The sequence below is a fragment of the Arthrobacter sp. M71 S08 genome, from assembly GCF_059089725.1.
Window position 1 is genome coordinate 522149 of record NZ_JBNHEY010000001.1, and the last position, 25234, is coordinate 547382.

The following is a 25234-nucleotide window of genomic DNA, read 5'->3' on the forward strand; positions in this document are numbered from 1 at the left end:
GCATGTCGGACTTCTCCCAGGAGGATCAGCCGCGGCGGCGGGGCTGGAAGATCGGTGCGCTCATTGTCGCTGGGTTGCTGGTTGTCGGCGGCGGTGCCGTTGGTGCGATTACCGCCCCGGGCTGGGCCGATTTCGGCAATGAGCCGGCGGCAGCGCCGTCGTCGTCCGCTTCTCCCTCCGAGAAGCCGGCGGCCGAGGAGCCCGAGGCAGAAGAATTCACGTTCGGGGTCACTCCCACCGACGGCGCCGTCAGCGTGAATCCGGGAACCCCTCCTGAGATCCGCGCGGAGAAGGCAACGGTCAAGGACGTGGTGCTTGCGCCGGTGGGCGGCGGGGAGCCGGTACCGGGGAAGGTTTCGGAGGACGGATCCTCCTGGAAGGCCGATGGACCGCTTGCCTTCGCCACGGAGTACTCGTTCGAGTTCGTACTCGTCGATGCTGCCGGCGGCGAGCATCAGCAGGAGCAGACCTTCACCACGGTGCAGCCCGAGAACGAAGCCGATGCGTTCATGTATCCGGAGCCCGGCTCCACCGTGGGCACTGGGCAGACCATCGAGATCACGTTCAGCGAGCCGGTGCTCAACAAGGACACAGTCGAGAAGGCCATCACGATCACCAGCACTTCCGGGCAGGAGGGCGCGTTCTACTGGCTGAACGACACGGAGGTGCGTTACCGGCCCCAGGAGTACTGGAAGCCGCACAGCACCATCACCGTCGACATGAAGCTGTTCGGTGTGGATTTCGGCAACGGCATGATCGGCAACTTCAACGACACCTACTCGTTCAAGACGCACAACAACCGTCTCGCAGTGGTGGACAACACCACCAAGGAGATGCAGGTCTTCATCGACGGCAAACTCGAGCGGACCTTCCCGGTGACCCTCGGTACCGAGGAATGGCCGTCCTTCTACGGCCTGTACACCGTGATGGAGCAGTACGAGCGGACCAGGTTCTCGGCGGAGTCCATCGGCCTGAAGCCGGGCGATCCCGCGTATTACGAGGCGACCGACGTGAACTGGGCGAGCCGGATCTCCAACGGCGGCGCTTTTGTTCATGAGGCGCTTCCCGCTGCGCAGTCCGTGCTGGGGCTGGAGAACGTGTCGCACGGCTGTGTGGGTATGAGCCCCGAGGGTGCCAAGTACTTCTACGACACGTTCGGTCCGGGCGACATGCTGGAGATCCGCAACACCGACACCGGTCCCGTGCAGGTCTGGGACGGCTTCGGCGACTGGAACCTGTCCTGGAAAGAGTGGACATCCCAGCAGGCTTAGCTCCCTGTCAGGAACTGAACGGCAGCTTGTGGAGCTGCTCGGCGGTGCGGGATGTGCGTTCGCGCTGTTTCATGAGCCGGGCGTAGTCGCGGTCGCGTCGCTCTGACACGACGGCGTTCAGGAAGTCTTCCGGCAGCGTTCCGGCAGGCGGTGCAGGGAAGACGAACGCCGACGCTTCGGTGGCCAATTCGACGGCGAGGGATGCTCGGGCCGAAGGCGTGAGGCGGCTCGCCTGTCCGATGAACTGCGAGATTCTGCGGGAGAGCGCATCCGGCAACTGTGCGACGTCGGCTGTGGCGATCCAGTCCCGTAACGACGGCGGCAACACCGCGCGTGTTCGACTCTTGACGACAACGCGCTCATGCATGGAATAGGTGCCGGCCAGTAGGTCGCCGAGCCGTTTGGACCGCTCGTTGAACACTGCCACCAGGAAGGCGAGCGAACCGACCAGCAGGTAGATCTCCAGGACAGCAAGCATTCCGCGGATGAAGGCGTGACGGAAGCGGATGGAGCCGCCGTCGTCGCGCACTATCCGCAGCCCCATGACCCAGCGGCCAAGTGACTTGCCTCTGGTGACCGTCTCCACCGTCACCGGAAGGACCACCAGCACCAGCACGACCAACGTCAGAACAAGTGCTTGGGTGAGTGCAGGGTCAAAGGACCCGCCGAGAGTCTGGCCGACGGCGAAGATGACGCCGAAGATCACCAGAATCTGTGCGAGCACGTCGATCATCAGGCTCACGGCGCGTGCGCCGAATGATGCCGGACGCAGTTCGAGAACGACTGCTTCACCTGTGACGACCGAGCTCATTAGATGTCCTCCCCTTGGATGAAATCAGCTTAGCCGCCGTCCGGGCGTGGTTTCCGGGGGCTAAGCTGAGCAGGTGGATCTGGACGCATTCGAGGGAGTCAACCGCCAGGACTGGGACCGGCTGGATTCGCTGACTCGGCAGCGGCGGCTGCGTGGCCAGGAGGCAGACGAGCTGCTTGACCTGTACCAGCGCACGTCGACCCACCTGTCGATGATCCGGTCCATTGCGCCGGAGAGCGCGCTGTCCAACGAGCTGTCGATGCGGTTGTCGCGGGCGCGGACCAGGTTCACTGGTGCGCGTTCGAACGCGCTTGAGGACGTTGCGCGGTTCTTTGTGATCTCGCTGCCGGCTGCCTTCTACCGGATCCGGTGGCTGACAGCCATCGTTGGTGTGGTGTTCGTGGGCGTTGGTTGGCTGTACGGGGCCTGGGTGGTGAACACCCCCGGCGTGATTGCTGCTCTTGGCAGCGACGAGGAGATTCGGCGGTACGTCGACCAGGACTTCGTCAACTACTACTCGGAGAACCCGGCTGCATCCTTCGCCGGGCTGGTGTGGACCAACAATGCCTGGATCGCGGTTCAGGCGGTCGCCTTTGGCATAACCGGCATCTGGGGTCCGTTCATCCTGTACCAGAATGCCCAGGCGGTAGGGATGGCCGGGGGGATGATGGCGTCCTATGACAAGCTCGACGTCTTCTTCACCTACATCCTTCCGCACGGCTTCATGGAGTTGACGGCCGTCTTCATTGCGACGGCGGCAGGGCTCCGGATCTTCTGGGCGTGGGTATCACCCGGACTCCGGACCCGGTCCCAGGCACTGGCCGAGGAGGGCCGGTCGCTGATCACCGTGGCGCTGGGACTCGTTCTGGTGCTGTTCGTGTCCGGGCTGGTCGAGGGTTTCGTGACGCCGAGTCCGCTTCCCGTGTGGTTGCGGATCGGAATCGGCTTCCTGGTCTTCGCCCTTTACTGGGTGTACACGCTGGTTCTTGGGCGGCGTGCCGTTCAGGCGGGCTATACCGGTGACCTCGCTGATGAGGACCAGGGGGCTTCACTGGCGACGGCCTGATCCGGGGCTCGCAGGGGTGGTTGCCACGGCGTGGTTGACAGCGGTCGTGTCAGTCCACCCGGGTACTGTCTTAAGTAGGAATTCCATGCAAGGAGACAGTCGTGGCTGACAAAGCTGAGAACGAATATCAGGGCGCATCCGCAGGCGGCGAGCGTCGCGAAGCGCTGCGCTCAGACGAGACCGGCGTCGGTTCCACCCGCGTTCGCGAGAGCGGCGTCCCCATGCGGAAGGCAAGCACGCTCCCGGATGTGTCGGCCTACAATCCGCCGGAGGAAGACGATCCTTCGGCTCCGGCGCCGGTCGAAACGGTCAGCCTTCCTGTGACGGCGGGGGCAAGCGTGCCTGACGAGGTAACCGCACCCGAGTCCCATGTGTCGCAGGAAGACCAGATTGCGGTTGGCCAGGCTTCGGCGGACCCGGCCTCGCCGGTCACCCGGCAGATTGCCGTGACCGCAGTGGGGGGCGGAACCACCTCGGCACCAAGCGTTCCTACATCCGGGGACGCAGGAGCAGCAGACTCAGCCACAACCGGCCCAACACCATCCGGCTCAACACGGGTCCGCGCAGCCGAGCCACGCTCCAACCGCCAAAAGATCGACGACGACGCCGCCCCCGACACTTCCTCCCTGACCATCCGGCCTCCCGAAGATGAGGTAGCGCGGCGGGCGAGCCAGCGCGATGAGGCCGTCGCCGCCAAGCCCGTCCTTCCACGCGTGCTGCAGGTGGCTGTCGCCGCGTTTTTCCCGGTAATCCTCCTCGCGGCAGCAGTTCGAGCCGTGACAACCCCGCTGTTCCTGTGGGTCGAGTACCACCGTCCGGGCTTCCCTGCCGACAGCTACGGGTTCAGCACCGAGGACCGGATGACGTACGGCTCGTACGCAATGGACTACATCCTCAACTGGGCTCCTGCCCGCTATCTCGGGGAACTCGTCAACGCGGACGGCGACCAATTGTTCCTCGACATCGAAGTCGGCCACATGGCTGATGTGAAGGCTGTGCTGTCAACGGGATTCGTCGTCGCGACGGTTCTCGCGCTTCTCGCGATCGCCGCATGCATCTACCTGGCACGCCGCTACCCCGGGGGTATCCGGAGGGCACTGTTCTCCGGGGCCGTTGCAACGCTGCTCCTCGCAATAGCGCTCGCGGTGGCGGGCATCCTCGCCTGGGAGACCTTCTTCACCCAGGTCCATGCGCTCTTCTTCGCCGACGGTACCTGGACCTTCCGGGTTGACGACACCCTCATCCGACTCTTCCCGGCCCAATTCTGGATCGACGCGGCAGCTACGGTCGGCGCCCTCGTACTGATCGGCGCGGCACTGACCCTCGTCTTGACCTGGCCAACCAGGGCCCGGCGCGAGAAGTCATTTGACGCCTATGCGCGGCGGCGCGCCACCAGCGGAATCTGAACCGGGCAGCTCAACGGACACGCAGGATCTCAGATCCAGCTCGGCATCCACATGCGCAGGCGCCACTGGTTGTAGGGGATGGTCTCGGCCGTCCAGATAGGCAGGAAGAACGCCGACACCAGCACCGCCAGCACGACGAAAGCACCCACAAGCACAATGCCGCTCTGACGCCGCCACACGTTGTCACGTGGCCTGCCCAGAATCAGACCGAGCACGTAGACCAGCGCCAGGATGAGGAACGGCTGGAACACGATCGCGTAGAAGAAGAACATGGTGCGGTCGGGGAACAGGAACCACGGCAGGTACCCGGCCGCCACCCCGGAGAGGATGGCACCGGCACGCCAGTCGCGTCTGCCGATCCAGAACAGCAGCACCACCAGCAGCGACAGCGCAGCGGCCCACCAGATCAGCGGATTGCCCACCACGCTGACAGCCTGGGAGCAGTCGGAGGCGCCGCAGGTCAGGCCGTCCGACTGGTAGTGGAACGACGTCGGCCTGCCCATCACCAGCCAGGACCACGCGGTGGCCTCATACGGATGCTCCGAGCTGAGTCCCTCATGGAAGGTGTACGCGCTGCGGTGGTACTCGGCCAGCGAGCGCAGGGGAGCAGGAATCCAGTCCCACAGGGGGTCGGGGTTACTGGCCGCCCACTGACGGTCGTACGCGTCCCTGGACAGGAACCAGCCCGTCCATGACGCCAGGTAGGCGAGCAGCGCGACGGGCACGATCGACACGAACGCCTGCAGCCCGTCACGCACGACGGCGCCGCGTACCCAGTGCCGGATGCCCACGGAACGCCGGGCCGACATATCCCACAGCACGGTCATCAGCCCGAACACCGCAATGTAGGGCAGCGCGGACCACTTGGTGCCGAGTGCCAGCCCGAGTGCCATGCCCGCCGCGATCCGCCATGGCCGAAGCCCCAGCCACGGCCCGTACAGCAGTTGTTGACGCGGCGGCTGGCCGTGCTCACGGGCCAGACCGGCCATCAGAGCCGCCAACCGGCGTCGTGCCCAGTGGCGGTCCAGGACCAGCAGGGCAAAGGCGACGAGCACCCAGAACATGAGGAACACATCCAGCAGCGAGGTTCTGGAATGCACGAGGTGATGCCCGTCAATGGCCAGGAGCAGCCCGGCAACAGCACCCAGCACGGGGGAGCCGAACAGCCGCTGGGCAACCAGGGCCAGGATGAGGATGGACAGCGTGCCGACCACCGCTGCGGTGAACCGCCAGCCGAACGGGTTCGACGGCCCGAACAGCAGCATCCCGAAGGCGATCATCCATTTCCCGACCGGCGGGTGCACCACGTAATCCGGAGTGTCCAGGATGATGCCGGGATTGCCGGCGTTGAAGGACTCATCCGCGTTCTCGGGCCATTCGCGCTCATACCCGGACTGCAGGTAGGAGTAGGCGTCCTTGACGTAGTACGTTTCGTCAAACACCAGCGAATCCGGCTCGCCCAACCGGACGAAGCGCAGCACACCGCCGATCAGTGCCACCAGGACGGGTAACAACCATCCCCATACCCCGAAGTTGAGCCGTTCGCCCAGCAGCCGCCGGCGCAGAACCCGCTCAGAGAAAGCCGTGTGCGGTGCAAGAACCCACTGTCGCCCGGGCCCCTCGCGGAGGGCGGCGGCTGTGGTGGTTTGGCTCACCGGTTCATCGTACCGACCGGCCCTGACAGTTCGGTGAGCGGGAGCCAACGGCACCTCCACCAACTAGGCTGAAGCAGTGACGGATGAAACCAGCGACGACGGCGCCCCGCTCCTCCCGGAGGCGCTCACCCCGGGGCGCGGCAGCATTGTGCTCGCCGCAACCCCGATCGGAAACATGGGGGATGCGACGTTCCGGCTCGTCTCGCTCCTTGAAACCGCCGACATCATTGCCGCCGAAGACACCCGGCGCCTGCAGCGGCTCATCGGCTCGCTCGACGTGACACCACGCGGTAGAACACTCAGCTACCACGAGCACAACGAAGCCTCCCGCACCCCGGAACTGCTCGACCTCGTCGCCGGGGGTGCAACCCTGCTGCTCGTGACGGATGCCGGCATGCCGTCCGTCTCCGACCCGGGCTTCCGCCTCGTAGAAGCTGCAGCCGAACGGGGCATCGCGGTCACCGTTGCCCCCGGACCGTCCGCCGTGCTCACCGCGCTCGCCCTCTCGGGCCTGCCCACCGACCGCTTCTGCTTCGAGGGCTTCCTGCCACGCAAGACAGGCGAACGCGCCGCACGCCTGGCGGAACTTCGCACCGAACGCCGCACCATGGTCTTCTTCGAGGCGCCCCACCGCCTGCAGGCCATGATCCGCGCACTGCACCAGGAGTTCGGGCCGGAGAGGCCCGCCTGCGTTACCCGTGAACTCACCAAACGGTACGAGGAAGTCATCCGCGGACCACTGCAGCACCTGCTTGAGTGGGTGGAAAGCGACGCCGTCCGCGGTGAGATCGCCGTCGTCGTCGGGGGTGCACCGGCTGACCTGCCGTCCGCGCCCGAGGACCATGTCGGCGCCGTCAATGAGCTCATGAGCCAGGGGCTGAGGCTCAAGGAGGCCGTGGCCGCCGTCGCGGAGGACAGCAGGGTCAGCAAACGGGAACTGTACGCCGCAGTGGTGGCCGCACGAACCTGAGCACGATTGTGCACTCTAACAGTGCTTCGAGGACTTCGTGGTGCAGATTTGTATGGACAGGGCTCGAAACGCAGGGCTAGCGTGAGAGCTCTGACACAGTACTGACTCAGGTCCCACCTCGAAGATCGTAAAGGCTCCCCGGATGACTATCACCGCACAGCGCGAACAAGAACTTCTGTCCTCGGTCCCCACCGGCCTGCTGATCGGCGGCGAATGGCGCGACGCTTCGAACGGCAAGACCTTCGACGTCGAGGACCCCGCAACCGGCAAGACGCTGCTGAGCATCGCCGACGCCGGCCCGGAAGACGGCAAGGCCGCACTGGACGCCGCAGCCGCTGCACAGGATGAGTGGGCACGCACCGCACCGCGGGAGCGCGGCGAGATCCTGCGACGCGCGTTCGAGCTCGTCACCGAACGCGCGGACGACTTCGCGCTCCTCATGACCATGGAAATGGGCAAGCCCCTCGCCGAAGCCCGCGGTGAAGTGACCTACGGTGCCGAGTTCCTCCGCTGGTTCTCCGAGGAAGCGGTGCGAACCTCCGGCCGTTACTCCACAGCCCCGGACGGCAAGTCGCGCATCCTCGTCAACAAGAAGCCCGTCGGCCCCTGCCTGCTCATCACCCCGTGGAACTTCCCGCTGGCAATGGCGACGCGCAAGATCGCGCCTGCGGTCGCCGCCGGCTGCACCATGGTGCTCAAGCCCGCGAACCTGACTCCGCTGACGTCCCTGCTGTTCGCCAAGGTCCTCGAAGAGGCCGGTCTTCCCGCAGGCGTGCTCAACATCGTCTCCACGACCGACGCCGGTGGCGTCACCGGGCCCCTCATCAAGGACAGCCGCCTCCGCAAGCTCTCCTTCACGGGTTCGACGCCGGTTGGCCGCCGCCTGCTGGCCGACGCCTCCGAGAACGTCCTGCGCACCTCCATGGAGTTGGGCGGCAACGCACCGTTCCTTGTTTTCGAGGACGCCGACCTTGACGCCGCCGTCACCGGCGCCATGGCCGCAAAGCTCCGCAACATGGGCGAGGCCTGCACCGCCGCCAACCGGTTCATCGTGCACGAGTCGGTCGCCGCGGAGTTCGGCGACAAGCTCGCCGCCCGGATGAAGGACGTCACTCCGGGCCGCGGTACCGAGGACACCTCGAAGCTGGGCCCGCTGATCGACGGTAAGAGCCGCGACAACGTGCACTCGCTGGTACAGGACGCGGTCGACGACGGCGCGCAGGTCCTTGCCGGCGGATCCCCGCTGGACGGCCCCGGCTACTTCTACCCGGCGACGGTCCTCACGGATGTTCCGCAGAAGTCGCGCATCCTGCAGGAGGAGATCTTCGGCCCGGTCGCGCCGATCATCACCTTCTCGAACGAGGACGACGCCGTCCGGCTGGCCAACAACACCGAGTACGGACTCGTGGCGTACGTCTTCACCCGCGATCTGAACCGTGGGCTGCGGATGGGCGAGCGGCTGGACACCGGCATGCTTGGCCTCAACGCCGGCGTCATCTCCAACGCTGCGGCACCGTTCGGCGGCGTGAAGCAGTCGGGCCTGGGACGCGAGGGCGGGTACGAGGGCATCGAGGAATACCTCTACACCCAGTACGTCGGCATCGCGGACCCGACCGCCGGCTAGAACCCGGCGCCAGGCCCTCGCCCGCCGTCCCGGATTCCCCACCTTCCGACCGGACAAGCCCGCTGACGACGGCGTGTCGCGCACGACACGCCGTCGGGATGGTCAGAAGAAGGGGAAACTGGTCCGCGGCGTGCGGGGTTTTGCTGATCGGCGACAAAACCTCGTCACGAACGGGACGCTGTGGCGACCTCTTCGCTGCGCTGCGCTCCGAAGGGCTGCCACAGCGAACGGGGCCAAAACCTGGCACGGGCCCGCACAGGGAGGGTCGCGGACTGGTGAAGCGCGTCGGTGACCGTCTGGACGTCAGGCCAGCTGTTTGTCGTCCGGGTCTCCGCACCGGCGAATTCAGCGTATTCCTCTTCCTCGTAGGAACGCCGCAGCCGCTCAAGCGCAGCCGCGGCAGCGTCGTCGAACTGGCCGCGCTGCCGCAGCCGTCGCTCGAAGGTCCGGGGAGAATCGATCGGCAGGGGCGGGATCCCGTAGTCCGCGGCCAGCTCGACGGTTTCCGCCCACGCCACCGTCGCGGCCCCCACTCCTCCGGTGTTGGCGGTGACGGTACGACGACGGCGGTCGGTACGCAGGAACCGCAGCGCCATCGGCAGCAGCAGGAGCACTCCGACCAGCACCGCGAGGATGCTGCCAAGGGTGGAGCTTCGCTCGGCGCTCTCACGCCCCGCCTGGGCTGTCTCTTCCTCTTCAGCGTCGGGGAACGGCGTCGCAATGGACGGAGTGCCTGTTTCGACGCCCGGGTTCAGGTTGTCGGAATTGACTGACGGGCCCACCGGGTTGAGGGTGGTCAGCGCGTATTGGGGAACCACACCGCGTGATGGAGTCGGCTCGAACTGAACCCAGCCGACGCCCTCGAAGTACAGTTCGGGCCAGGCATGTGCGTCTTTGGAGTTGACGGTGTACTGGGTGAATTCCGTGCCGCCCTGCCCAATGACCTCTTCGCCGGTGGGCGTCCCGGGGGAGTAGCCCACGGCTACCCGGCTGGGGATCCCGGCCAGCCTCGCCATCACCGCCATGGTCCCTGCGTAGTGCACGCAGTACCCGGATTTGGACTCGAGGAAGCGGGCCATCACGTCGAGGCTGTTGCCGTCATACCCGCCGTCCACCGGCGCGTCCACCGAGTACACGAAGGACGGTCCGCGCAGGAAGCTCTGGATGGCGATCGCCTGGCTGTACGGGTTGGAGATTCCGTCCACAACAGACGCCGTGGTGTTGCGGATGATGTTCGGCATCGAGTCGGGAAGAGCGAGGAACTGCTCGGGCACCGACTCCGGGTTGGCTGGTGCAATGCGCTCCAGCCGCTCCTTGGTCAGGTCCGGTTCAGTGCTCTCCACCAGGTACTCCTGCTGCGCGGTGGATCCGCCGTCGATCGCGAGGATGCTGAGGTTCCCAGGGTCGTAGGCCCACTGCCCATCCAGCCCGCTGATTCTTACCGGAGCGTAGGGGGCCAGCAGCCACGGGCTGGTGAAGGTCTCCGTGGTGATTCGCGTGAGCGTCCTTTCTCCGAAGGGCTGACCCTCCGAGACCATGTCGTCCACACCGGCCACGCGCTGCCCGAGCCGCTGGTCGGGCTCCCAGCGCTGCCCGCTGAAGTCCTCCAGCGTGACCGACCGCAGGTACAGTGGCCGATCGGCCGTGGTCGCGTACTCGATCCGCCCGAATCCGTTCGGATTCCGCAGGTCATTTCCCAGCGTGACGATCGGATTCAGCCCGGTTGCTGTTCCCCACAGGTTCACGCGTGCTCCCTGCGGGAAGACGCCGGAGTTGAAACCCGGAATGGCCAGCGGAAGCACGACGACGATGCCCAGTGCCAGCGCGCCGATCGTCAGGCCGCGGGACACATGGGCGCCGGACAGTTCACTCGTGGACGCGGACTCGCGCCGCTCCTCGCGCCAGTGCGCACAGCCCAGCAGCAGCAGGAATCCTGCCACCGCGGCGATGAAGGCCGGCACCCCCACGCTGTTGATGCGCACGACGGCGGGAACCACCAGGATTGCCAGCAGCGCCAGTCCGCTGGTGGCTGGCATCCGCAACGTATTGGCGAGCGTATCGACGAGGACAGCGATGAGCCCTACTCCGGCACAGACCACCAGGAACAGGCCGGCCGTCGGCAGCACCGGCGCGACCTGTGACACCACGGTGTTCTGTGCGTGTCCCAGCAGGATGGTCAGCCGGCCGCTGAAGCCGTCGCCGGGGAAAACACCGAGCGTGCTCTGCGTCGGGAAGAACTGCCAGATCAGCGAGCCCGCCAGCGCGAGGATCCCCACAAGCGGTGGAAAGTAGACCGGAAGCCGTGAAACCCGCGTCAGCGCCATGAAGAATAGCACCGTACCCACAGTCACCAGGACCGGCGTGAACCATGTCCAGCCGAAGATCACACCGGAGAGGCTCAGCGAGGTCAGCATGACGGCCACGAACGAGGCAGTGCTGACGAGCAGGTGCCAGTGGTTCCGCGGCGCAGTCTCCGGCCGGTTGGGTAGGAGGCGTTGTGCCTGCCCGGTGGGGGCGGGGCGGGAGAGGGTGGCGGTCATGCCTGTGCTCCTGTGCCGGCTCTCAGTGTGGTTTTCGCGGTGGAGGACGTCACCGTGGCGGGCGGGGTGTCAAAGTGCGCCCAGGCTGCGGCAACTGACGCGTTAGGGGTCACCGCGACGACGTGCCAGCCGGAACCCCGGAGGATCTCCATGACTCTGTGCAGGTCGCGCGGACGTTCACTGACCAGGATGGCGAAGGCCTGCGAGCCGTATTCTGCGGCGGGTCCGAGATCGCGTGCCTCGGCTTCGGTAATGGCACCGAGCAGGGCGATCAGCGGTCCGCGGTTCTTCAGGCCCGCCAGCTTGTCCAGCATCGGGTCGCCGAAGGGCACCCTATGAGGGGAGCCGCCGTTACCGGACCGGCGCACCGGGTGCGACCCGGACCGGGCGGGAACCGACCGCCGCTTCTGGGAACCCGTCGCCCGCTTGGTGGGTTCCGGCAGCAGCTCCAGCGCCGCCAGCCCCTGCGCTATCCCGTGGAGCCCGGTCTGCCCAGTGAACTCCTCGTCTTCGGGCCAGGGCGCGGAGACCGAACGCCGCAGTGCCGGAGCCCCGGTCTCATCCAGGAAACGGAGCGAGTAGCTGCGTTCGAGCAGGTGCGCGGCGATCGATACGGCGGCGACGACTGCCCACTCGAACGTGGGGGAGGAGAGCATGCCGCCGTCGTCGTCGGGGTCACCTCCGAACGCGGACAGGAAGCCGGACCCGTAACTGGCTTGCCGCTGATCGAGGATCAGGGTTGCCTCGGGGGTGGTGACGGATTCCTCCTGGCGCACCATGAGTTCGTTGTGCCGGGCGGTCGCTGCCCAGTGGACCCGGCGCATGGGGTCACCGTGGCGGTACTCGCGGGTCATGACGTCGTCGTCGCTGGGGTTGGCGTTGCGCCGGGTTACGGCATGGCCGTCAGTGCCGCGGACGCCCGTCAGCGGCGAGTACGGGAGGTCGAGCGGGCTGGGCGTGACCACCAGCCGGTCGGTCCCGCCGAGCGTGTGCCGGGAGATGCCCAGGCCGAAGGGGTCGGTGAAGCCGGCGGTGACGGGGCCGACGTCGTACACTCCCCGCGCGGCCGACCGCAGCCGATACTCATACAGGCTCACACCGCTGAGGGTGGGATGGCGGGCGGGAAAGTGGAACTCGGGAGCATCACCGAAGCGATGCGGCAGCTGCTCGCGCATCACCACTGAGCCGCCCAGCGGGCCGTCCGAGGCGACCGACAGCGTCACCGTGGTGGTGAAACCCGTTTCCATGCTCTGCGGCGCGAAGGTCCGGTGCACGGTGAAGCGCGGCTTGACCAACCGGAGAACCAGGACGGAAACGAGGGGCAGGACGACCAGCAGGAGACCCAGGTACAGGAGGTCGCGCCGCCCGAGGAACTGGGCGAGGAGCAGCGAGAGGACTCCGGCAGCAGCCAGTCCCCACCCTCTGGCGGTCAGAACCCGCGGAAGCCGCTCGACCAGTGCCATGGTGTCAGCCGTTTCGGGAGGAGGCGCTCGCGGCGTCGCGTGCAACCGGCACACGGGCGAGGATGCCGGCAATGATTGACGACGGCGTCTCGCCGGAGCTGAGCGCCTTCCGGTCCAGGATGAGCCGGTGGGCCAGCACGGCTTCGGCAACTGAGCTGACGTCGTCGGGCAGGACGAAGTCGCGGCTTTCCAGCGCTGCGCCGGCTTTCGCAGCCCGCAGCAGCTGCAGCAGTCCGCGGGGGCTGGCGCCGAGTCGGAGCTGCGGATGCTCGCGCGTAGCATGCCCGATGCCGACTGTGTATTCCTTCACCGCGGGGGAGACGTACACCTGCCGGACCTGCCGGATCATCGCTGCAACGTCCTCGACACCGGCGACCGGCTGGATCGAGCGCAACGGGGAGACCGACTGGTGGGTCTCCAGCATCTCCATCTCGGAGTTCATGTCCGGGTATCCCATAGAGATGCGGGCCATGAACCGGTCGCGCTGGGCTTCGGGCAGCGGGTAGGTGCCTTCCATCTCGATCGGGTTCTGGGTGGCGATGACCATGAACGGTTCGGAGAGCCGGTAGGACAGGCCGTCCACCGTGACCTGGTGTTCCTCCATGCACTCGAGGAGGGCGGACTGGGTTTTGGCTGAGGCGCGGTTGATTTCGTCGCCGATGACGATGTTCGCGAACACCGGGCCGCGCCGGAACTCGAACCGGTGGGAGTCCTGGTTGTAGATGGATACGCCGGTGACGTCCGAGGGCAGCAGGTCGGGGGTGAACTGGATCCGGTTGACCGTACAGTCAATGGTCCGTGCCAAAGTCTTGGCCAGCATGGTCTTGCCTACGCCCGGCACGTCCTCCAGCAGCAGGTGCCCCTCGGCCAGCAGGACCGTTAGCGCCAGCCGGGCGGCGTCGGGCTTGCCGTCAATGACGGTGTTGATGGACTTCAGGATCCGAGCGCTGGTTTCGCGGAATGTCTCGCCGGTCATGGGCGGGCGAACCGTCTCCGCGCTGGACGCTGTGCTGCCGTTGGGTGTGGCGTACTGATTGTGGGCGTCCATGGATACCTTCCGGAAACGTTGCTTCGGGAACGCCGTACCACTTCAGTGTGGGATACGTCAGTGGAACACGTGCTGTGCAACGGTTGCTAACAACCTCAAGAGTACTAGGACAACTAAGCTTCGTGGCGGAAAGTTCCGCGCGCACGGGCTGCGGTGAGGGCCGACGTCAGCGTTTCATAAGGAAAGTCTAGGGTTGGACTATGTGCACCAGTTCGATCCCTGTTCAGTACCGCCCGGAAGAGACGACGGCGGAAGACTCACCCGGTGGGCGATCGCGCGCTCCCGAAGCGGGCGGGCGCAGCCGGAAACTTGACTACCCACCCGCCCCGGAGCCGCTTCCCTACCCCGTGATGGACAACCACACCCACCTGGATTTCCGCGACGGGCAGGTGGCCGTCAGCGCCACCGACGCGATGGACGCAGCGGAAGCGGTCGGCGTCGGCTTCGCTGTGCAGGTGGGCACGGACCTGGAGTCCTCCCGCTTCACTGTCGACGCCGTGGATAGCGACCGGCGCCTGCTCGGCGCCGTGGCCATCCACCCGAATGAAGCTCCGGTGCTCGCCGCGGCCGGCACCCTTGAGGACGCGCTCGCCGAGATCGAGCACCTCGCGCAGCACCCCCGTATCCGCGCGATCGGCGAGACGGGACTGGACTACTTCCGCACCGGCGAGGATGGGCGGGAGCGGCAGGAGTACTCGTTCCGCCGGCACCTGGACATCGCCCGGCGGCAGGACCTCGCCCTGCAGATCCATGACCGGGACGCGCACGACGACGTCGTGAAGGTCCTGCGCTCTGAGGAACCTCCCGCTCGCGTTGTCTTCCACTGCTTCTCCGGGGATGCCGAGCTCGCGCGCATCTGCAATGACAACGGCTGGTTCATGTCCTTCTCCGGAACCGTCACGTTCAAGAACGCGGGATCACTCCGCGAAGCGCTGGAGATCGCCGATCCGGCCCTGGTGCTCACGGAGACCGATGCGCCGTTCCTCACGCCGCACCCCTTCCGGGGCCAGCCGAACGCAAGCTATACCGTCCCGTACACGGTGCGCTTCATGGCCGAGCACCTTGGCTCCGATCTGGAGGAACTCTGCCGGGCGATCAACGCGAACACCCGCCGTGCTTACGGCGAATGGGACTGAGCAGGTACCCCGCCGGGCGCTAGTGTCCCGCGCCGAGCTTGCCGGCCAGGCGTTCGCGCATCAGGACGGAAGCGTCATTGAGTCCAATGACTTCCACTTCCTTGCCGTGATGGTGGTACTTCTCGGTGATTGCGTCCAGCGCCGCGATGGTTGATGCATCCCAGAGGTGGGAGGCGTGCATGTCGATGATCACCTTGTCGGGATCGGTGGCGTACTCGAACTGGGTGTAGAGATCGTTTGACGATGCGAAGAAGAGTTCGCCGTCGACCACGTACGTTGCCACCTCTTCACCGTTCAGTTCCAGCACGGTGCGTTCCACGGTGACAAAGTGCGCCACCCGGCGGGCGAACGCGATCATGGCCACCAGGACACCGACGCCCACACCGATTGCGAGGTTGTGCGTCCAGACCACGACGATGACGGTGCTCAGCATGACCGCGGTCTCGCTCTTGGGCATCCGCTTGAGCGTGGAGGGCTGAATGCTGTGCCAGTCGAACGTAGCTATCGAGACGAAGATCATGACGGCCACGAGCGCTGCCATCGGGATGATCGCCACGATGTCGCCGAGGGAGACCACGAGGATCAGCAGGAAGATACCGGCGAGGAACGTGGAAATGCGGGTGCGGGCTCCGGAGGCCTTCACGTTGATCATGGTCTGCCCGATCATGGCGCAGCCGCCCATGCCGCCGAAGAACCCGGTGATGATGTTGGCGACGCCCTGTCCCCAGCTTTCCCGGGTCTTCTGTGAACGGGTGTCGGTGATGTCGTCGACGAGCTTGGCCGTCATCAGCGATTCGAGGAGGCCGACGACGGCCAGCCCCAGGGCGAAGGGGGCGATGATCTGGAAGGTTTCGAGGTTCAGCGGAACGTTCGGGAAGAACAGGCTGGGGAGGCTGTCCGGGAGCTCGCCCTTGTCGCCGACGTTGGGAACCTGGGCGGATGCCACTACGGCGAAGATTGTCAGGATCACGATGGCTACCAGCGGTGCCGGAACGGCCTTGGTCAACCGCGGGAGACCGAAGACAATGAGCAGGCCCACTGCAACCATGGGGTACACCAGCCACGGGACGCCGATGAGTTCCGGCAGCTGTGACATGAAGATGAGGATCGCGAGCGCGTTGACGAATCCGACCATGACGGAGCGGGGGATGAAGCGCATGAGCCTGGCCACACCCAGGAGCCCCAGCACCACCTGGAGGATGCCGCCGAGGATGACCGCTGCAATGAAGTAGTCGACGCCGTGGCTTGCCACCAGCGGTGCGATCACCAAAGCGATCGCGCCGGTCGCCGCCGAAATCATCGCAGGCCTTCCGCCGAGGAAAGCGATGGAGACGGCCATGGTGAAGGACGCGAACAGTCCCAGCCGGGGGTCTACGCCCGCGATAATGGAGAACGCAATAGCCTCAGGGATGAGGGCCAGGGCAACGACCAGCCCGGCGAGGACCTCAACCTTCAGCAGCCGGGGATTCTTGAGTGTCCTCATGACTGACTGGCGCTCTAGCGGTGTGAGGGCCGTGCTGGACTTGGGCATACGGGTGTTCCTTTAAGGCGGGAGTGAACGAGGCGGTCCGCGTATTTCCGGGGTTTTCCGGTAAGGGCGGTAGGCTGTACGCCAATGTACAAGGGGCGGCGGTGCGCTATGGCGGGTGTGCCGACTTTGAACTCTAACCTAACGTGAGGGTTTGTGAAACATTCGAGGTCTACCGATGGGTGACGTTGCAGCAACTGCGTCCGTGACCATGCATATTGGCGAGGTTGCAGAGCGGACCGGTTTGTCACTGCGCACCATCCGGCACTACGACGAGGTGGGACTCCTGCCTGCGTCGTCCCGCACCGAAGGCGGCTTCCGGGTATACACGGCAAGCGACGTCGAGCGCCTGATGGTAATCCGACGGATGAAGCCCCTGGGCTTCACGCTCGAGGAAATGACGGATCTGCTGTCCATCGTGGATGGGCTCGCAGCAGCCGAAGGAACCGATGCAGAGGCGCTTCGGCAACGGTTGTCGGCCTATGTGGACGCCGCCGCTGCACACCGCGAAAAGCTGGCCGAGAACCTCAAACGCGCCGACGAATTCATCAACACCCTGAAGAAGTACTGACTCTCTTTGCTCAGGACATGCAGGCGGCTCTCCGACCCGATTCTCCTGTTCCGGTAGAGTAAGGGGGTGGTTGGGATTGTCCGCCGGCGCTATGCGGGCATCCCGTTCTGACCCGGACTCCTCGCCTATCTGCAAGAGGAGAAGTCATGACGAGCGCAACCGGCACCACTACGGTGCACCCTTCCACCATCAGTGAGCAGGCGCTGAAGCGACGCGCGTTTGCGGTGATTTCCCACCCCGACGCCGGCAAATCCACGCTCACTGAAGCGCTCGCCCTGTACGCGAATGCAATCCAGGACGCGGGAGTCACGCACGGTAAATCCACGCGGCACGGCACAGTGTCGGACTGGATGGGCATGGAACGCGAGCGCGGCATCTCCATCAGTTCGGCCGCCCTTCAGCTCGAGTACCGCGGCACCGTGCTCAACCTGGTGGATACGCCCGGGCACGCCGATTTCTCCGAAGACACGTATCGGGTGCTTGCGGCGGTCGACTGCGCGGTCATGCTTATCGATGCGGCCAAGGGTTTCGAGCCGCAGACCGTGAAACTACTGGAAGTGTGCAAGCAGCGTGGCCTGCCCATCGTGACGGTCATCAACAAGTGGGACCGGCCCGGCCTCGACGCCCTCGGACTCATCGACGAGATCGGTGAGCGCACCGAAATGGTTCCGGTGCCGCTGACCTGGCCTGTAGGCGTCGCCGGGCACTTTGAGGGACTGCTCGATATGCGCTCCGGGCACTCGGTCGCACTGCAGGCGGTCGACGGCGGAGCGCAGCCGGCCATCGAGACAACCATCGACCAGGGCGAACTTGATGAGCACGCCGCGTTGGCGTGGGAGGCCGCCAACGAAGAAGTGGGCCTGGTGGCGTCATCGAACGGAGAGTTCGATTCCGCAGAGTTCGCAGCAGCGCAACAGACTCCCGTCCTGTTCGCTGCGGCGGCCCGGAACTTTGGAGTGAGTCAGCTGTTGGACGTACTGGTCGACTCAGCGCCGGCACCGTCGCCCAGGCTGACCGCCGATTCGTCCTACCGTCGGCTGGATGCCGGATTCTCGGGGTTCGTGTTCAAGGTCCAGGCCGGCCAGGACACCGCCCACCGCGACCACATCGCCTACCTTCGGGTCTGTTCCGGTGTCTTCGAACGCGGAATGGTGATTACCAATGCGCGCACCCGCAGACCGTTCGCTACCAAATACGCGCACCGGGTCCTCGGGCGTGAAAGGGAAGCGTTGGAGCTCGCCTGGCCGGGAGACGTCGTCGGGCTGGTGAACGCAGCGAGTCTGCGCGTCGGGGACAGTCTGTATCAGGACGAACCGGTGTCCTATCCCGGGATCCCTCATTTCTCCCCGGAGCATTTCGTGACAGTCCGCGCCAAGGACCCCGGACGGTACAAGCAATTCCGGCGCGGCATCGAGCAGCTTGACCACGAGGGTGTTGTCCAGGTCCTCCGTTCAGAGTTGCGCGGTGATCAGGCCCCCGTGCTCGCCGCGGTTGGACCACTCCAGTTCGAGGTGGCCGTGCAGCGCATGCGCACCGAGTTCAACGCACCGGTCTCCCTGGAGCATCTGCCCTACACGTTGGCCCGCCGTATTGGACATACGGACCAGACGCTGCCGGGCGCGTTCCGGGGCGGAGAGGTACTGCACCGGTCCGACGGCGAATACATCGCGGTCTTCGGCGACCGGTGGAAAATGGGGCACTTCACTGACGCGTATCCGGATCTCTCTCTGGAGCTGATTGAAGCGGCGTGACCCAGGTGCAATGAGCTGTGTCGGTACCTCCTCGTTCTGGCACGGCTTGCCCTGTTATCACGGTTCGATTACGGTGAGCTGATATTAGCCGGGGTCGGGGAAGGCTTTCGGACTGATGCCGTTCGTTGCGGACGGGTTTCTCTTTGCATTACCGCTGGTGTTGAGCCGCGCCTGATTGACGCATTACTCAGGCATGCACAGCTCAACTCAAGCGGTGATCCGGAGCGCCCGCCGCCGTCGTTCATATGCCTGCGCACTGAAGTGCTGCGCCCATTGACGGGCCAGCTCCTGCAGAGCGCCATTTCCCCGTGCCCGGATGCGACGCGGGATGTGGGATTTTGTGGCGAAGAGGGATGCTAGGGCCTGGGCTGTACTGACCGGTCAGGGGATGGTCATGCTGAGTCTGGTTGGTGGACTCGTGGCCTTCGTTGGAAACGGCAAGAGCGTGGAAGTGGTTGTCGACGGGCAGACACAGACCGTCCAGACATTTGCCGGCACCGTGGCGGAGGTCCTGCAGACGGCAGACGTCACCGTCACCGAGAACGACGACGTGTACCCGGCGCTCGCAAGTCCGATTGACGACGGCGCCGCCATTCAGGTCAACAAGGCCTCCGCCATCGAGGTGCGGCTCAACGGAGCCGAAACCGTTGTCCACACCACGGGTGAAACAGTGGGTGAGCTCGTCAACGAACTCGGGGTGGCCAGCGACTCGGACATCTCCGCACCGGCCGAGACCAGGCTTGTCACCCTCAGCTCCACCCTCAGGATTTCGACGCCGAAGACGGTCACCCTCGCCGTTGACGGCAAACTCCACCGCATCGAAACCACCGGCAACACCGTCACGGACCTTCTGAAGGAAACGAAGGTCACCCTCGGGGCCGAAGACCGCGTTTCTGTTCCGGTCCACAGTTCGCTGATCACGGGCATGGGCCTGAAGGTCACCCGCGTCGAGACCGGCAAGAAAGTCACCGAAAAAGAGACCATCGCCTTCGCCTCCACCGAGAAGGAAACCGGGGAGCTGCTCATCGGTGAACGCCAGGTCGTCCAGGCCGGCGTCGCAGGCGAACGGACGCGCGTCTTCACTGTGACCGTCGTCGACGGCAAGGAGACCAGACGGGAGAAGGTCAGCGACAAGGTGACCCGTGAACCCGTTGCGGAGATCGTCGCCGTCGGAACCCGCGAGGAAGAGCCGGAGCAGGAACCGGAAGAGAAGGCGCCCAAGGCTGAAGCCGCCGCCAAGCCGGAATCCGCGCCCAAGCCCGCACCCAAGCCTGAGCCCGCAACTGCGGCCCCGTCCGGCAGCGGCGCCTGGCAGGCACTCGCCGAGTGCGAGTCCGGCGGCAACTGGTCCATCAATTCGGGCAACGGCTACTACGGCGGCCTGCAGTTCAGCGAGTCCAGCTGGCTCGGTGCCGGTGGCGGCAAGTACGCGCCGCTGCCGCACCTGGCATCGCCCGCCGAACAGATTGCAACCGCCGAGGTCCTCAAGCAGAACGGCGGCTGGGGACACTGGCCCTCATGCGCGTCGAAGCTGGGACTTCGGTAGGTAAGTGGGTAGTACCCGTCCCGCTACGATGGCTAGGTGAAAGACAAGGCAAGCCCATCCTCGGCACCGGCCCTGCTCGGCGCGACTGAAATCCGCCGGCTGGCTGAGGAACTGGGGATACGTCCCACCAAGACCCTCGGCCAGAACTTCGTCATCGACGGCAACACCATCCGCAGGATCGTCGCTGCTGCCGCCGTTGATCCGGCCGAAACGGTGCTGGAGGTAGGGCCCGGGCTTGGTTCCCTGACCCTGGGCCTTCTGGATGCCGCTCAGCGCGTGGTGGCCGTCGAGATCGACCCGGTGCTGGCCGCACGCCTCCCGGAGACGATCGCCCGTTGGCGCCCGGATCGCGCTGCGAACTGTGATGTGGTGCAGGCCGACGCGATGCGGGTCATCGAGCTGCCCGCCGAACCCACCGCGCTGGTAGCCAACCTGCCGTACAACGTCGCCGTACCCGTGGTGCTGCACCTGCTCGCGCACTTTCCCTCGTTACGCCACGGGCTCGTTATGGTGCAGGACGAGGTCGCCGACCGCCTCGCGGCACCTCCCGGGTCCAAGGTCTACGGAGTGCCGTCAGTGAAGGCGCAGTGGTATGGCCGGATGCGCAAGGCCGGCGTCATCGGCATGAACGTCTTCTGGCCCCCGCCGAAGATCGCCTCCGGTCTTGTCGCCTTCGAACGGCACGAGCAACCTGAGACCACTGCCTCCCGCGAAGAGGTTTTTGCCGTGATCGATGCAGCCTTCGCGCAGCGACGCAAGACCCTGCGTGCGGCCCTCGCGGGATGGGCCGGCAGCGGTGTCCTGGCGGAGCAGGCATTGACCCGTGCCGGCGTCGACCCTTCAGCCCGTGGCGAGGTGCTCGACATCCACGCCTTCGCCCGCATCGCCGAGTCCAAGCAGCTTCCGCTGGCCTAGAGCGAAGCATCCGCTAAGCACAGCACCCGTTAAACACAGCACGGCGGCTTCCCGAAGGAAGCCGCCGTGACTAATGCTGGAGCCTACGGTGTGCCGGGGCGGGCGCCTGGAGGCATGTAACCGTCAGCCCTGCTGATCGGGTCATCCTCGTCGCGCTCGGCAGCGCTGCGGGTTTCGCTTCCCGCGAGACCATCGGATTCGCCGTCGAGGTCGGCCAGCCCGTTGGTCTGGTCGAACGGCTCACCGAGGGGCCGATCGCCTGGCACATCCTGCGACACGTCGACCGGTGCACCGACCACGGGGGTGACATCCGGCGGAGTGGTGTCCTCAACAGGGACAACCGGTGTGACCGGAATATCGGTGGTGGTCGCGTCAGGGGTGTCCTTCTTGCCGCTGGCTGCTGCTGCGGCTACACCGGCTGCTGCGGCTGCGGCAACGCCCAGGCCGGCAGCGGCTGCCTTGCCCGAGATGCCGGCCTTGCCGCTGTCCCCGCGTGATGCTGCGGCGTCGTCAACTGTCGGGGAACCGACGGTGCCGCCGGCAACCGCTCCGCGCCATGCGCCGGTTGCGTAGCCCTCGTCTTCGATGAATTCCTTGAAGCGCTGAAGGTCGCCCTCGGCCTGCTTCTCGACGACGTTGAGCTTGTCACCGATCTTCTCGACCATGCCTTCGGGCTCGTATTCTAGCTCGAGGCGGACCTGGGTCTGGTTGCCGCCGACGTCCTCGAACGTGACTGCTCCGGCGTTGGTGGCGCCTTCAGTGGCGGCCCAGGCAACACGGCGGTCGGGCTCCTGGGCAAGGATCCGAGCCTCCCATTCGCGCTTCACACCCCCGATTTCGGCTACCCAGTGCAGGCGGGCATCAGTCAGCTGCTCTACCTTCTTGACCCCGCCCATGAAATGGGGGAATTCCTCGAACTGTGTCCATTGGTTGTAGGCCACGCTCACAGGAACGTTGACCATAATCTGCTTTTCGATCCTCGTGCTCACAGCGTCTCCTTCGGTTAGGAAGTCCGATGAATCTGTAATTCATCAGTATGCTTACCATACCCATCGAGCCTATCGCTGGCCATGGGTGAGCACAAGGGACGACGGCGGCGGCACCCGGGCTGTTGCAGGAACGCTGAACTTATCGGTTTGGTCACGACGGCTGCCGCTCAGCTGAGCCGTCTATATGCTGAGGGGAACTTTGAGGTCTCGCGGGGGAATTCATGCGGAAACTGGCGATGTGGCTCTCCATCGGCATGGTGCTTGCCTGGACCGGCACCTTCTTCCTCGTCAAGACGTACAACGACTCCGTATCTAAACAGATGGGATCTGTCGCGGATCAACTGGAGATCCCCGAAACCTGGACCGTCGTTTCAGAGCAGATTGAGCGGGAACGGTTCATCTGCTTCAACGACAAACTGTGTCCCACACTCAGCCGCACGTTGCAGGCTGACCGGGAACTGAGCGTTGAGGACATCCTGCGGTTGTCAGAGGCGTCAGGGTGGGAGTTCGAGGTCGACGGCACCTGCGAGAGGCGAGACGCCGCGGTCGGCCTGAGTAGCGTGTGCTCTGCCATCGCCACCTACGAGGGGCACCGGATCCGGCTACGCGTTGACAGCCCGGAGCCGGGTGCCGCGAGTCTCCTCAGACTGCAATTGAAGGCTTCCAACAGATGAGCACCAGTCTCGATCGCGCGGGCCCACCATGATCCCCTGCATAACGGTTTGCTCACGTCACCGTTCCGTGCTGTTGCAAAGGCTCTCCGCCGTATAGCGTCGGGAGCGGGGATGCAGCACTGCAGGGCTTTTGCCGGGCGATTGCTCGCCACCTTCTATCCACTTCTTCTCGAAAGTACGCCCTTGTCTAAGCTGCCATCCGTCCTCGCCTTCGCTGCGGTCTCCTCCTTCCTGCTCGTCGGCTGCTCAAGCACACCTGCCGGTGCGCCCGCGGCCCCTACGACGACGACGGCGACCGAGTCCGCTACACCGTCGGCTACCCCGACCCCGAAGGAGACCGAGAGCGCCGAACCCGAAGAGACAGTCGAGCCGAGCAAGGAACCCTCCGTGGAGCCTAGCCCCGAGCCCACTCCGGAAGCACCGGAGACCGAGGCGCCCGCACCTGAGCCGCTGCCCACCACGCCGGGTGACCCGTTTGTTCCGCCACCGCACGGTGAGCCCAACCCGGGTCCCTTCGTTCCGCCGCCCCACGGTGAACCGAACCCGGGCCCCTTCGTTCCGCCCCCGCACGGTGAGCCCAACCCGCACCAGGGGACGCCGGGCCCGAATGGTGAGGGCCGTAGTGTGGCCCACCCTCAGCCCGGATTTCCTGGCCCATCAATCGTGATTGCGCCCGGAACGTTCACCATCGGTGGGACGGGCTATGCGCCGGGCGAGATGATCCACGTTGGCTTGGGAAGGCCGCATACCGATCAGCAGCTGCTCGACCAGCCCATCGTGTATGCAGGCCCGGACGGCTCTTTCACATTCACCATTCAGATATCGCCCGCGCTGGCCGGCGGCGACTACGTACTCCTGACCTGGGCGCCGGAACGCGGAGGCTGGGCTGCCGAGGAAAGCAAAAGGTTCCTTTCCGTGAGCGTTACATCCAATCCCTGAGCTGCACGGGCGAATACAGCGATTTGAGAACGGGCACCTTTGTGCTTACGTTGTTCTTGGATGAGGCGTCCTTAATAACGAAAGCTTGGTGCAATCGATTTGGAACTCGTCGACCTCTTGATTGGCATGGCCATTCTTACTCTGCCCGTTCTCTTTCTTGCGGCAGCCGCCAAAGTGATCCTTGATCGCCGGGCCAACGCGCAGCGGCTGCAGCCCCTTCCCGCGGACGTAACAGTGGACAACCGGCGGCCCTGAGATACCGGAGTTTCTCTGGCCGCCGGGCACGCAACTCCTCGTCGAACAGTTTCTCCTCAGCCCTGACGTGATCTAAGTTGGACACCATGGTGGCTGGGAGAACGGCAGGGATGCGCGCGACGAGTCCCCGTGCCGTACGTGTGAAGGCGCCGGGCAAGATTAACGTTTCCCTTCGGGTGGGACCTCCGCGCGAGGACGGCTACCACAGCGTCGCGAGCGTCTACCTCGCCGTCTCCCTGTATGAGGAGATCACCGCAACAGCCACGGACGACGGCGCCATCACCGTCACGGTGGACGGCCAGGGCAGCCTCAACCTCCCCATGGAGGAAATCCCGCTGGACGCCAGTAACCTGGCCGCCCGCGCGGCTGCACTGCTGGCAGAACTGAGTGAGAAGTCCACCGGCGTCCACCTGAACATCACCAAGCGCGTTCCGATCGCCGGTGGCATGGGCGGCGGATCCGCCGACGCAGCTGCAGCCCTCCTTGCCTGTGATGCGCTCTGGAACAGCGGCTTCTCCCGCGACGAACTGGCGAAGATCGCCATCGATCTCGGCGCGGACGTGCCGTTCGCGCTCATCGGCGGCACCGCCGTCGGACTCGGGGTGGGGGAGCAGCTGACGCCCGCGATCTCCAAGACGCCGCTGCACTGGGTCCTGGTTCCCTCAGCCTTCGGGCTGTCCACGCCGGCGGTGTACCGGACGCTGGATGATCTCCGTCTCGCCCAGGGCGAGGTACCGCCGGAGCTTCCGGAGATCGACCCGCACATCCTCAGCGCCATGCGCTCCGGGGACGCGCACACGCTCGCCGAACTGCTCCACAATGACCTGCAGCCGGCAGCCCTGGAACTCGCACCCGAACTGAAGGACGTGCTCGACGCCGGCACGGACGCGGGCGCGCTGGCCGGCATTGTCTCGGGGTCCGGTCCCACGGTCGCGTTCCTCGCGGAGTCCGAGGACCACGCGGCAAGCGTCGACGGGCTGCTGTCCGCCGCGGGACTTTCCACCGAACTGGTGCACGGGCCCGCCCACGGCGCGAGGATTGTCAGCGACTACCTCGCGTAACGCGTCTTCCTTACT

At 65.5% G+C, this 25234-nt stretch carries 21 protein-coding genes; 14 read left to right on the plus strand and 7 right to left on the minus strand.

The window, feature by feature from the left end; translation table 11 throughout:
• Nucleotides 1–2: 2 nt before the first annotated feature.
• Nucleotides 3–1271: a L,D-transpeptidase gene (locus AC5RTB_RS02470; RefSeq protein ID WP_494059480.1), complete on the plus strand. Its 1269-nt coding sequence runs from the start codon at nt 3–5 to the stop codon at nt 1269–1271.
• A 7-nt stretch (nt 1272–1278) separates the two neighbouring features.
• On the opposite strand, the gene AC5RTB_RS02475 is transcribed toward AC5RTB_RS02470, so the two are convergent.
• Nucleotides 1279–2082: an RDD family protein gene (locus AC5RTB_RS02475; protein WP_494059481.1), complete on the minus strand. Its 804-nt coding sequence runs from the start codon at nt 2080–2082 to the stop codon at nt 1279–1281.
• Between the two features lie 73 nt (nt 2083–2155).
• On the opposite strand from AC5RTB_RS02475, the gene AC5RTB_RS02480 reads away from it, so the two are divergent.
• Together AC5RTB_RS02480 and AC5RTB_RS02485 are read left to right on the plus strand one after the other, a co-directional pair.
• Nucleotides 2156–3148 (plus strand): stage II sporulation protein M, encoded by a 993-nt coding sequence (locus tag AC5RTB_RS02480; RefSeq protein WP_494059482.1) that lies wholly within the window; start codon nt 2156–2158, stop codon nt 3146–3148.
• A 101-nt stretch (nt 3149–3249) separates the two neighbouring features.
• The gene (locus AC5RTB_RS02485) at nt 3250–4554 is read left to right on the plus strand and encodes a DUF1461 domain-containing protein (RefSeq protein ID WP_494059483.1); all 1305 of its coding nucleotides are present in this window, start codon (nt 3250–3252) and stop codon (nt 4552–4554) included.
• 29 nt (nt 4555–4583) lie between these two features.
• On the opposite strand, the gene AC5RTB_RS02490 is transcribed toward AC5RTB_RS02485, so the two are convergent.
• Entirely contained in the window at nt 4584–6209 is a 1626-nt protein-coding gene (locus AC5RTB_RS02490; protein ID WP_494059484.1) for a dolichyl-phosphate-mannose--protein mannosyltransferase, read from the minus strand.
• 76 nt (nt 6210–6285) lie between these two features.
• Here AC5RTB_RS02490 and rsmI point away from each other — a divergent pair, with 76 nt between their 5' ends.
• Together rsmI and AC5RTB_RS02500 are read left to right on the plus strand one after the other, a co-directional pair.
• Entirely contained in the window at nt 6286–7179 is an 894-nt protein-coding gene (gene rsmI / locus AC5RTB_RS02495) for a 16S rRNA (cytidine(1402)-2'-O)-methyltransferase (RefSeq protein WP_494059485.1), read from the plus strand.
• Between the two features lie 142 nt (nt 7180–7321).
• Nucleotides 7322–8803: an NAD-dependent succinate-semialdehyde dehydrogenase gene (locus AC5RTB_RS02500; protein WP_494059486.1), complete on the plus strand. Its 1482-nt coding sequence runs from the start codon at nt 7322–7324 to the stop codon at nt 8801–8803.
• 164 nt (nt 8804–8967) lie between these two features.
• On the opposite strand, the gene AC5RTB_RS02505 is transcribed toward AC5RTB_RS02500, so the two are convergent.
• From AC5RTB_RS02505 to AC5RTB_RS02515, 3 genes are read right to left on the minus strand one after another with little or no spacing between them, the layout of a single operon-like run.
• Complete coding sequence (locus tag AC5RTB_RS02505; RefSeq protein WP_494059487.1) at nt 8968–11343, minus strand: transglutaminase TgpA family protein; 2376 nt, start codon at nt 11341–11343, stop codon at nt 8968–8970.
• Nucleotides 11340–12806 (minus strand): DUF58 domain-containing protein, encoded by a 1467-nt coding sequence (locus tag AC5RTB_RS02510; protein WP_494059488.1) that lies wholly within the window; start codon nt 12804–12806, stop codon nt 11340–11342. The genes AC5RTB_RS02505 and AC5RTB_RS02510 overlap by 4 nt, the downstream gene beginning before the upstream one ends.
• 4 nt (nt 12807–12810) lie before the next feature.
• A complete protein-coding gene (locus tag AC5RTB_RS02515) occupies nt 12811–13854 on the minus strand; it encodes an AAA family ATPase (RefSeq protein ID WP_494059489.1) in 1044 nt (347 codons plus the stop codon).
• A 200-nt stretch (nt 13855–14054) separates the two neighbouring features.
• Between AC5RTB_RS02515 and AC5RTB_RS02520 the strand changes: the two genes are divergently transcribed.
• Nucleotides 14055–14990, plus strand: coding sequence for a TatD family hydrolase (locus AC5RTB_RS02520; protein ID WP_494059490.1), 936 nt, complete (start codon nt 14055–14057; stop codon nt 14988–14990).
• A 19-nt stretch (nt 14991–15009) separates the two neighbouring features.
• On the opposite strand, the gene AC5RTB_RS02525 is transcribed toward AC5RTB_RS02520, so the two are convergent.
• Nucleotides 15010–16521, minus strand: a complete 1512-nt coding sequence (locus AC5RTB_RS02525) for a SulP family inorganic anion transporter (RefSeq protein ID WP_494059491.1) — start codon at nt 16519–16521, stop codon at nt 15010–15012.
• 175 nt (nt 16522–16696) lie between these two features.
• Between AC5RTB_RS02525 and AC5RTB_RS02530 the strand changes: the two genes are divergently transcribed.
• From AC5RTB_RS02530 to rsmA, 4 genes are all read left to right on the plus strand, one after another.
• Complete coding sequence (locus AC5RTB_RS02530; protein WP_494059492.1) at nt 16697–17089, plus strand: MerR family transcriptional regulator; 393 nt, start codon at nt 16697–16699, stop codon at nt 17087–17089.
• A 146-nt stretch (nt 17090–17235) separates the two neighbouring features.
• Nucleotides 17236–18840: a peptide chain release factor 3 gene (locus AC5RTB_RS02535; RefSeq protein ID WP_494059493.1), complete on the plus strand. Its 1605-nt coding sequence runs from the start codon at nt 17236–17238 to the stop codon at nt 18838–18840.
• A 394-nt stretch (nt 18841–19234) separates the two neighbouring features.
• On the plus strand, nt 19235–20386 hold the full coding sequence (locus tag AC5RTB_RS02540; RefSeq protein ID WP_494059494.1) for a resuscitation-promoting factor: 1152 nt from the start codon (nt 19235–19237) through the stop codon (nt 20384–20386).
• Nucleotides 20387–20422: 36 nt separating this feature from the next.
• The gene (gene rsmA / locus AC5RTB_RS02545) at nt 20423–21301 is read left to right on the plus strand and encodes a 16S rRNA (adenine(1518)-N(6)/adenine(1519)-N(6))-dimethyltransferase RsmA (RefSeq protein ID WP_494059495.1); all 879 of its coding nucleotides are present in this window, start codon (nt 20423–20425) and stop codon (nt 21299–21301) included.
• Nucleotides 21302–21384: 83 nt separating this feature from the next.
• Here the strand turns inward: rsmA and AC5RTB_RS02550 are convergent, their stop codons facing one another.
• Complete coding sequence (locus AC5RTB_RS02550; protein ID WP_494059496.1) at nt 21385–22290, minus strand: SRPBCC family protein; 906 nt, start codon at nt 22288–22290, stop codon at nt 21385–21387.
• A 221-nt stretch (nt 22291–22511) separates the two neighbouring features.
• On the opposite strand from AC5RTB_RS02550, the gene AC5RTB_RS02555 reads away from it, so the two are divergent.
• From AC5RTB_RS02555 to AC5RTB_RS02570, 4 genes are all read left to right on the plus strand, one after another.
• Entirely contained in the window at nt 22512–22964 is a 453-nt protein-coding gene (locus AC5RTB_RS02555) for a hypothetical protein (protein WP_494059497.1), read from the plus strand.
• 183 nt (nt 22965–23147) lie between these two features.
• Nucleotides 23148–23903, plus strand: coding sequence for a hypothetical protein (locus tag AC5RTB_RS02560; protein ID WP_494059498.1), 756 nt, complete (start codon nt 23148–23150; stop codon nt 23901–23903).
• 126 nt (nt 23904–24029) lie between these two features.
• Nucleotides 24030–24158, plus strand: coding sequence for a hypothetical protein (locus tag AC5RTB_RS02565; protein WP_494059499.1), 129 nt, complete (start codon nt 24030–24032; stop codon nt 24156–24158).
• Nucleotides 24159–24268: 110 nt separating this feature from the next.
• Nucleotides 24269–25219, plus strand: coding sequence for a 4-(cytidine 5'-diphospho)-2-C-methyl-D-erythritol kinase (locus AC5RTB_RS02570; RefSeq protein ID WP_494059500.1), 951 nt, complete (start codon nt 24269–24271; stop codon nt 25217–25219).
• Nucleotides 25220–25234: the final 15 nt, after the last annotated feature.

Bases quoted from the DNA above. Each gene is read 5' to 3' on its own strand.
- AC5RTB_RS02510 (WP_494059488.1), bottom strand. From the start codon at position 12,806: ATGGCACTGGTCGAGCGGCTTCCGCGGGTTCTGACCGCCAGAGGGTGG.
- AC5RTB_RS02500 (WP_494059486.1), top strand. From the start codon at position 7,322: ATGACTATCACCGCACAGCGCGAACAAGAACTTCTGTCCTCGGTCCCC.
- AC5RTB_RS02555 (WP_494059497.1), top strand. From the start codon at position 22,512: ATGCGGAAACTGGCGATGTGGCTCTCCATCGGCATGGTGCTTGCCTGG.
- AC5RTB_RS02540 (WP_494059494.1), top strand. From the start codon at position 19,235: ATGCTGAGTCTGGTTGGTGGACTCGTGGCCTTCGTTGGAAACGGCAAG.
- AC5RTB_RS02475 (WP_494059481.1), bottom strand. From the start codon at position 2,082: ATGAGCTCGGTCGTCACAGGTGAAGCAGTCGTTCTCGAACTGCGTCCG.
- AC5RTB_RS02515 (WP_494059489.1), bottom strand. From the start codon at position 13,854: ATGGACGCCCACAATCAGTACGCCACACCCAACGGCAGCACAGCGTCC.
- AC5RTB_RS02535 (WP_494059493.1), top strand. From the start codon at position 17,236: ATGACGAGCGCAACCGGCACCACTACGGTGCACCCTTCCACCATCAGT.
- AC5RTB_RS02470 (WP_494059480.1), top strand. From the start codon at position 3: ATGTCGGACTTCTCCCAGGAGGATCAGCCGCGGCGGCGGGGCTGGAAG.
- AC5RTB_RS02520 (WP_494059490.1), top strand. From the start codon at position 14,055: ATGTGCACCAGTTCGATCCCTGTTCAGTACCGCCCGGAAGAGACGACG.
- AC5RTB_RS02565 (WP_494059499.1), top strand. From the start codon at position 24,030: ATGGCCATTCTTACTCTGCCCGTTCTCTTTCTTGCGGCAGCCGCCAAA.
- AC5RTB_RS02525 (WP_494059491.1), bottom strand. From the start codon at position 16,521: ATGCCCAAGTCCAGCACGGCCCTCACACCGCTAGAGCGCCAGTCAGTC.
- AC5RTB_RS02530 (WP_494059492.1), top strand. From the start codon at position 16,697: ATGGGTGACGTTGCAGCAACTGCGTCCGTGACCATGCATATTGGCGAG.
- AC5RTB_RS02570 (WP_494059500.1), top strand. From the start codon at position 24,269: ATGCGCGCGACGAGTCCCCGTGCCGTACGTGTGAAGGCGCCGGGCAAG.
- AC5RTB_RS02505 (WP_494059487.1), bottom strand. From the start codon at position 11,343: ATGACCGCCACCCTCTCCCGCCCCGCCCCCACCGGGCAGGCACAACGC.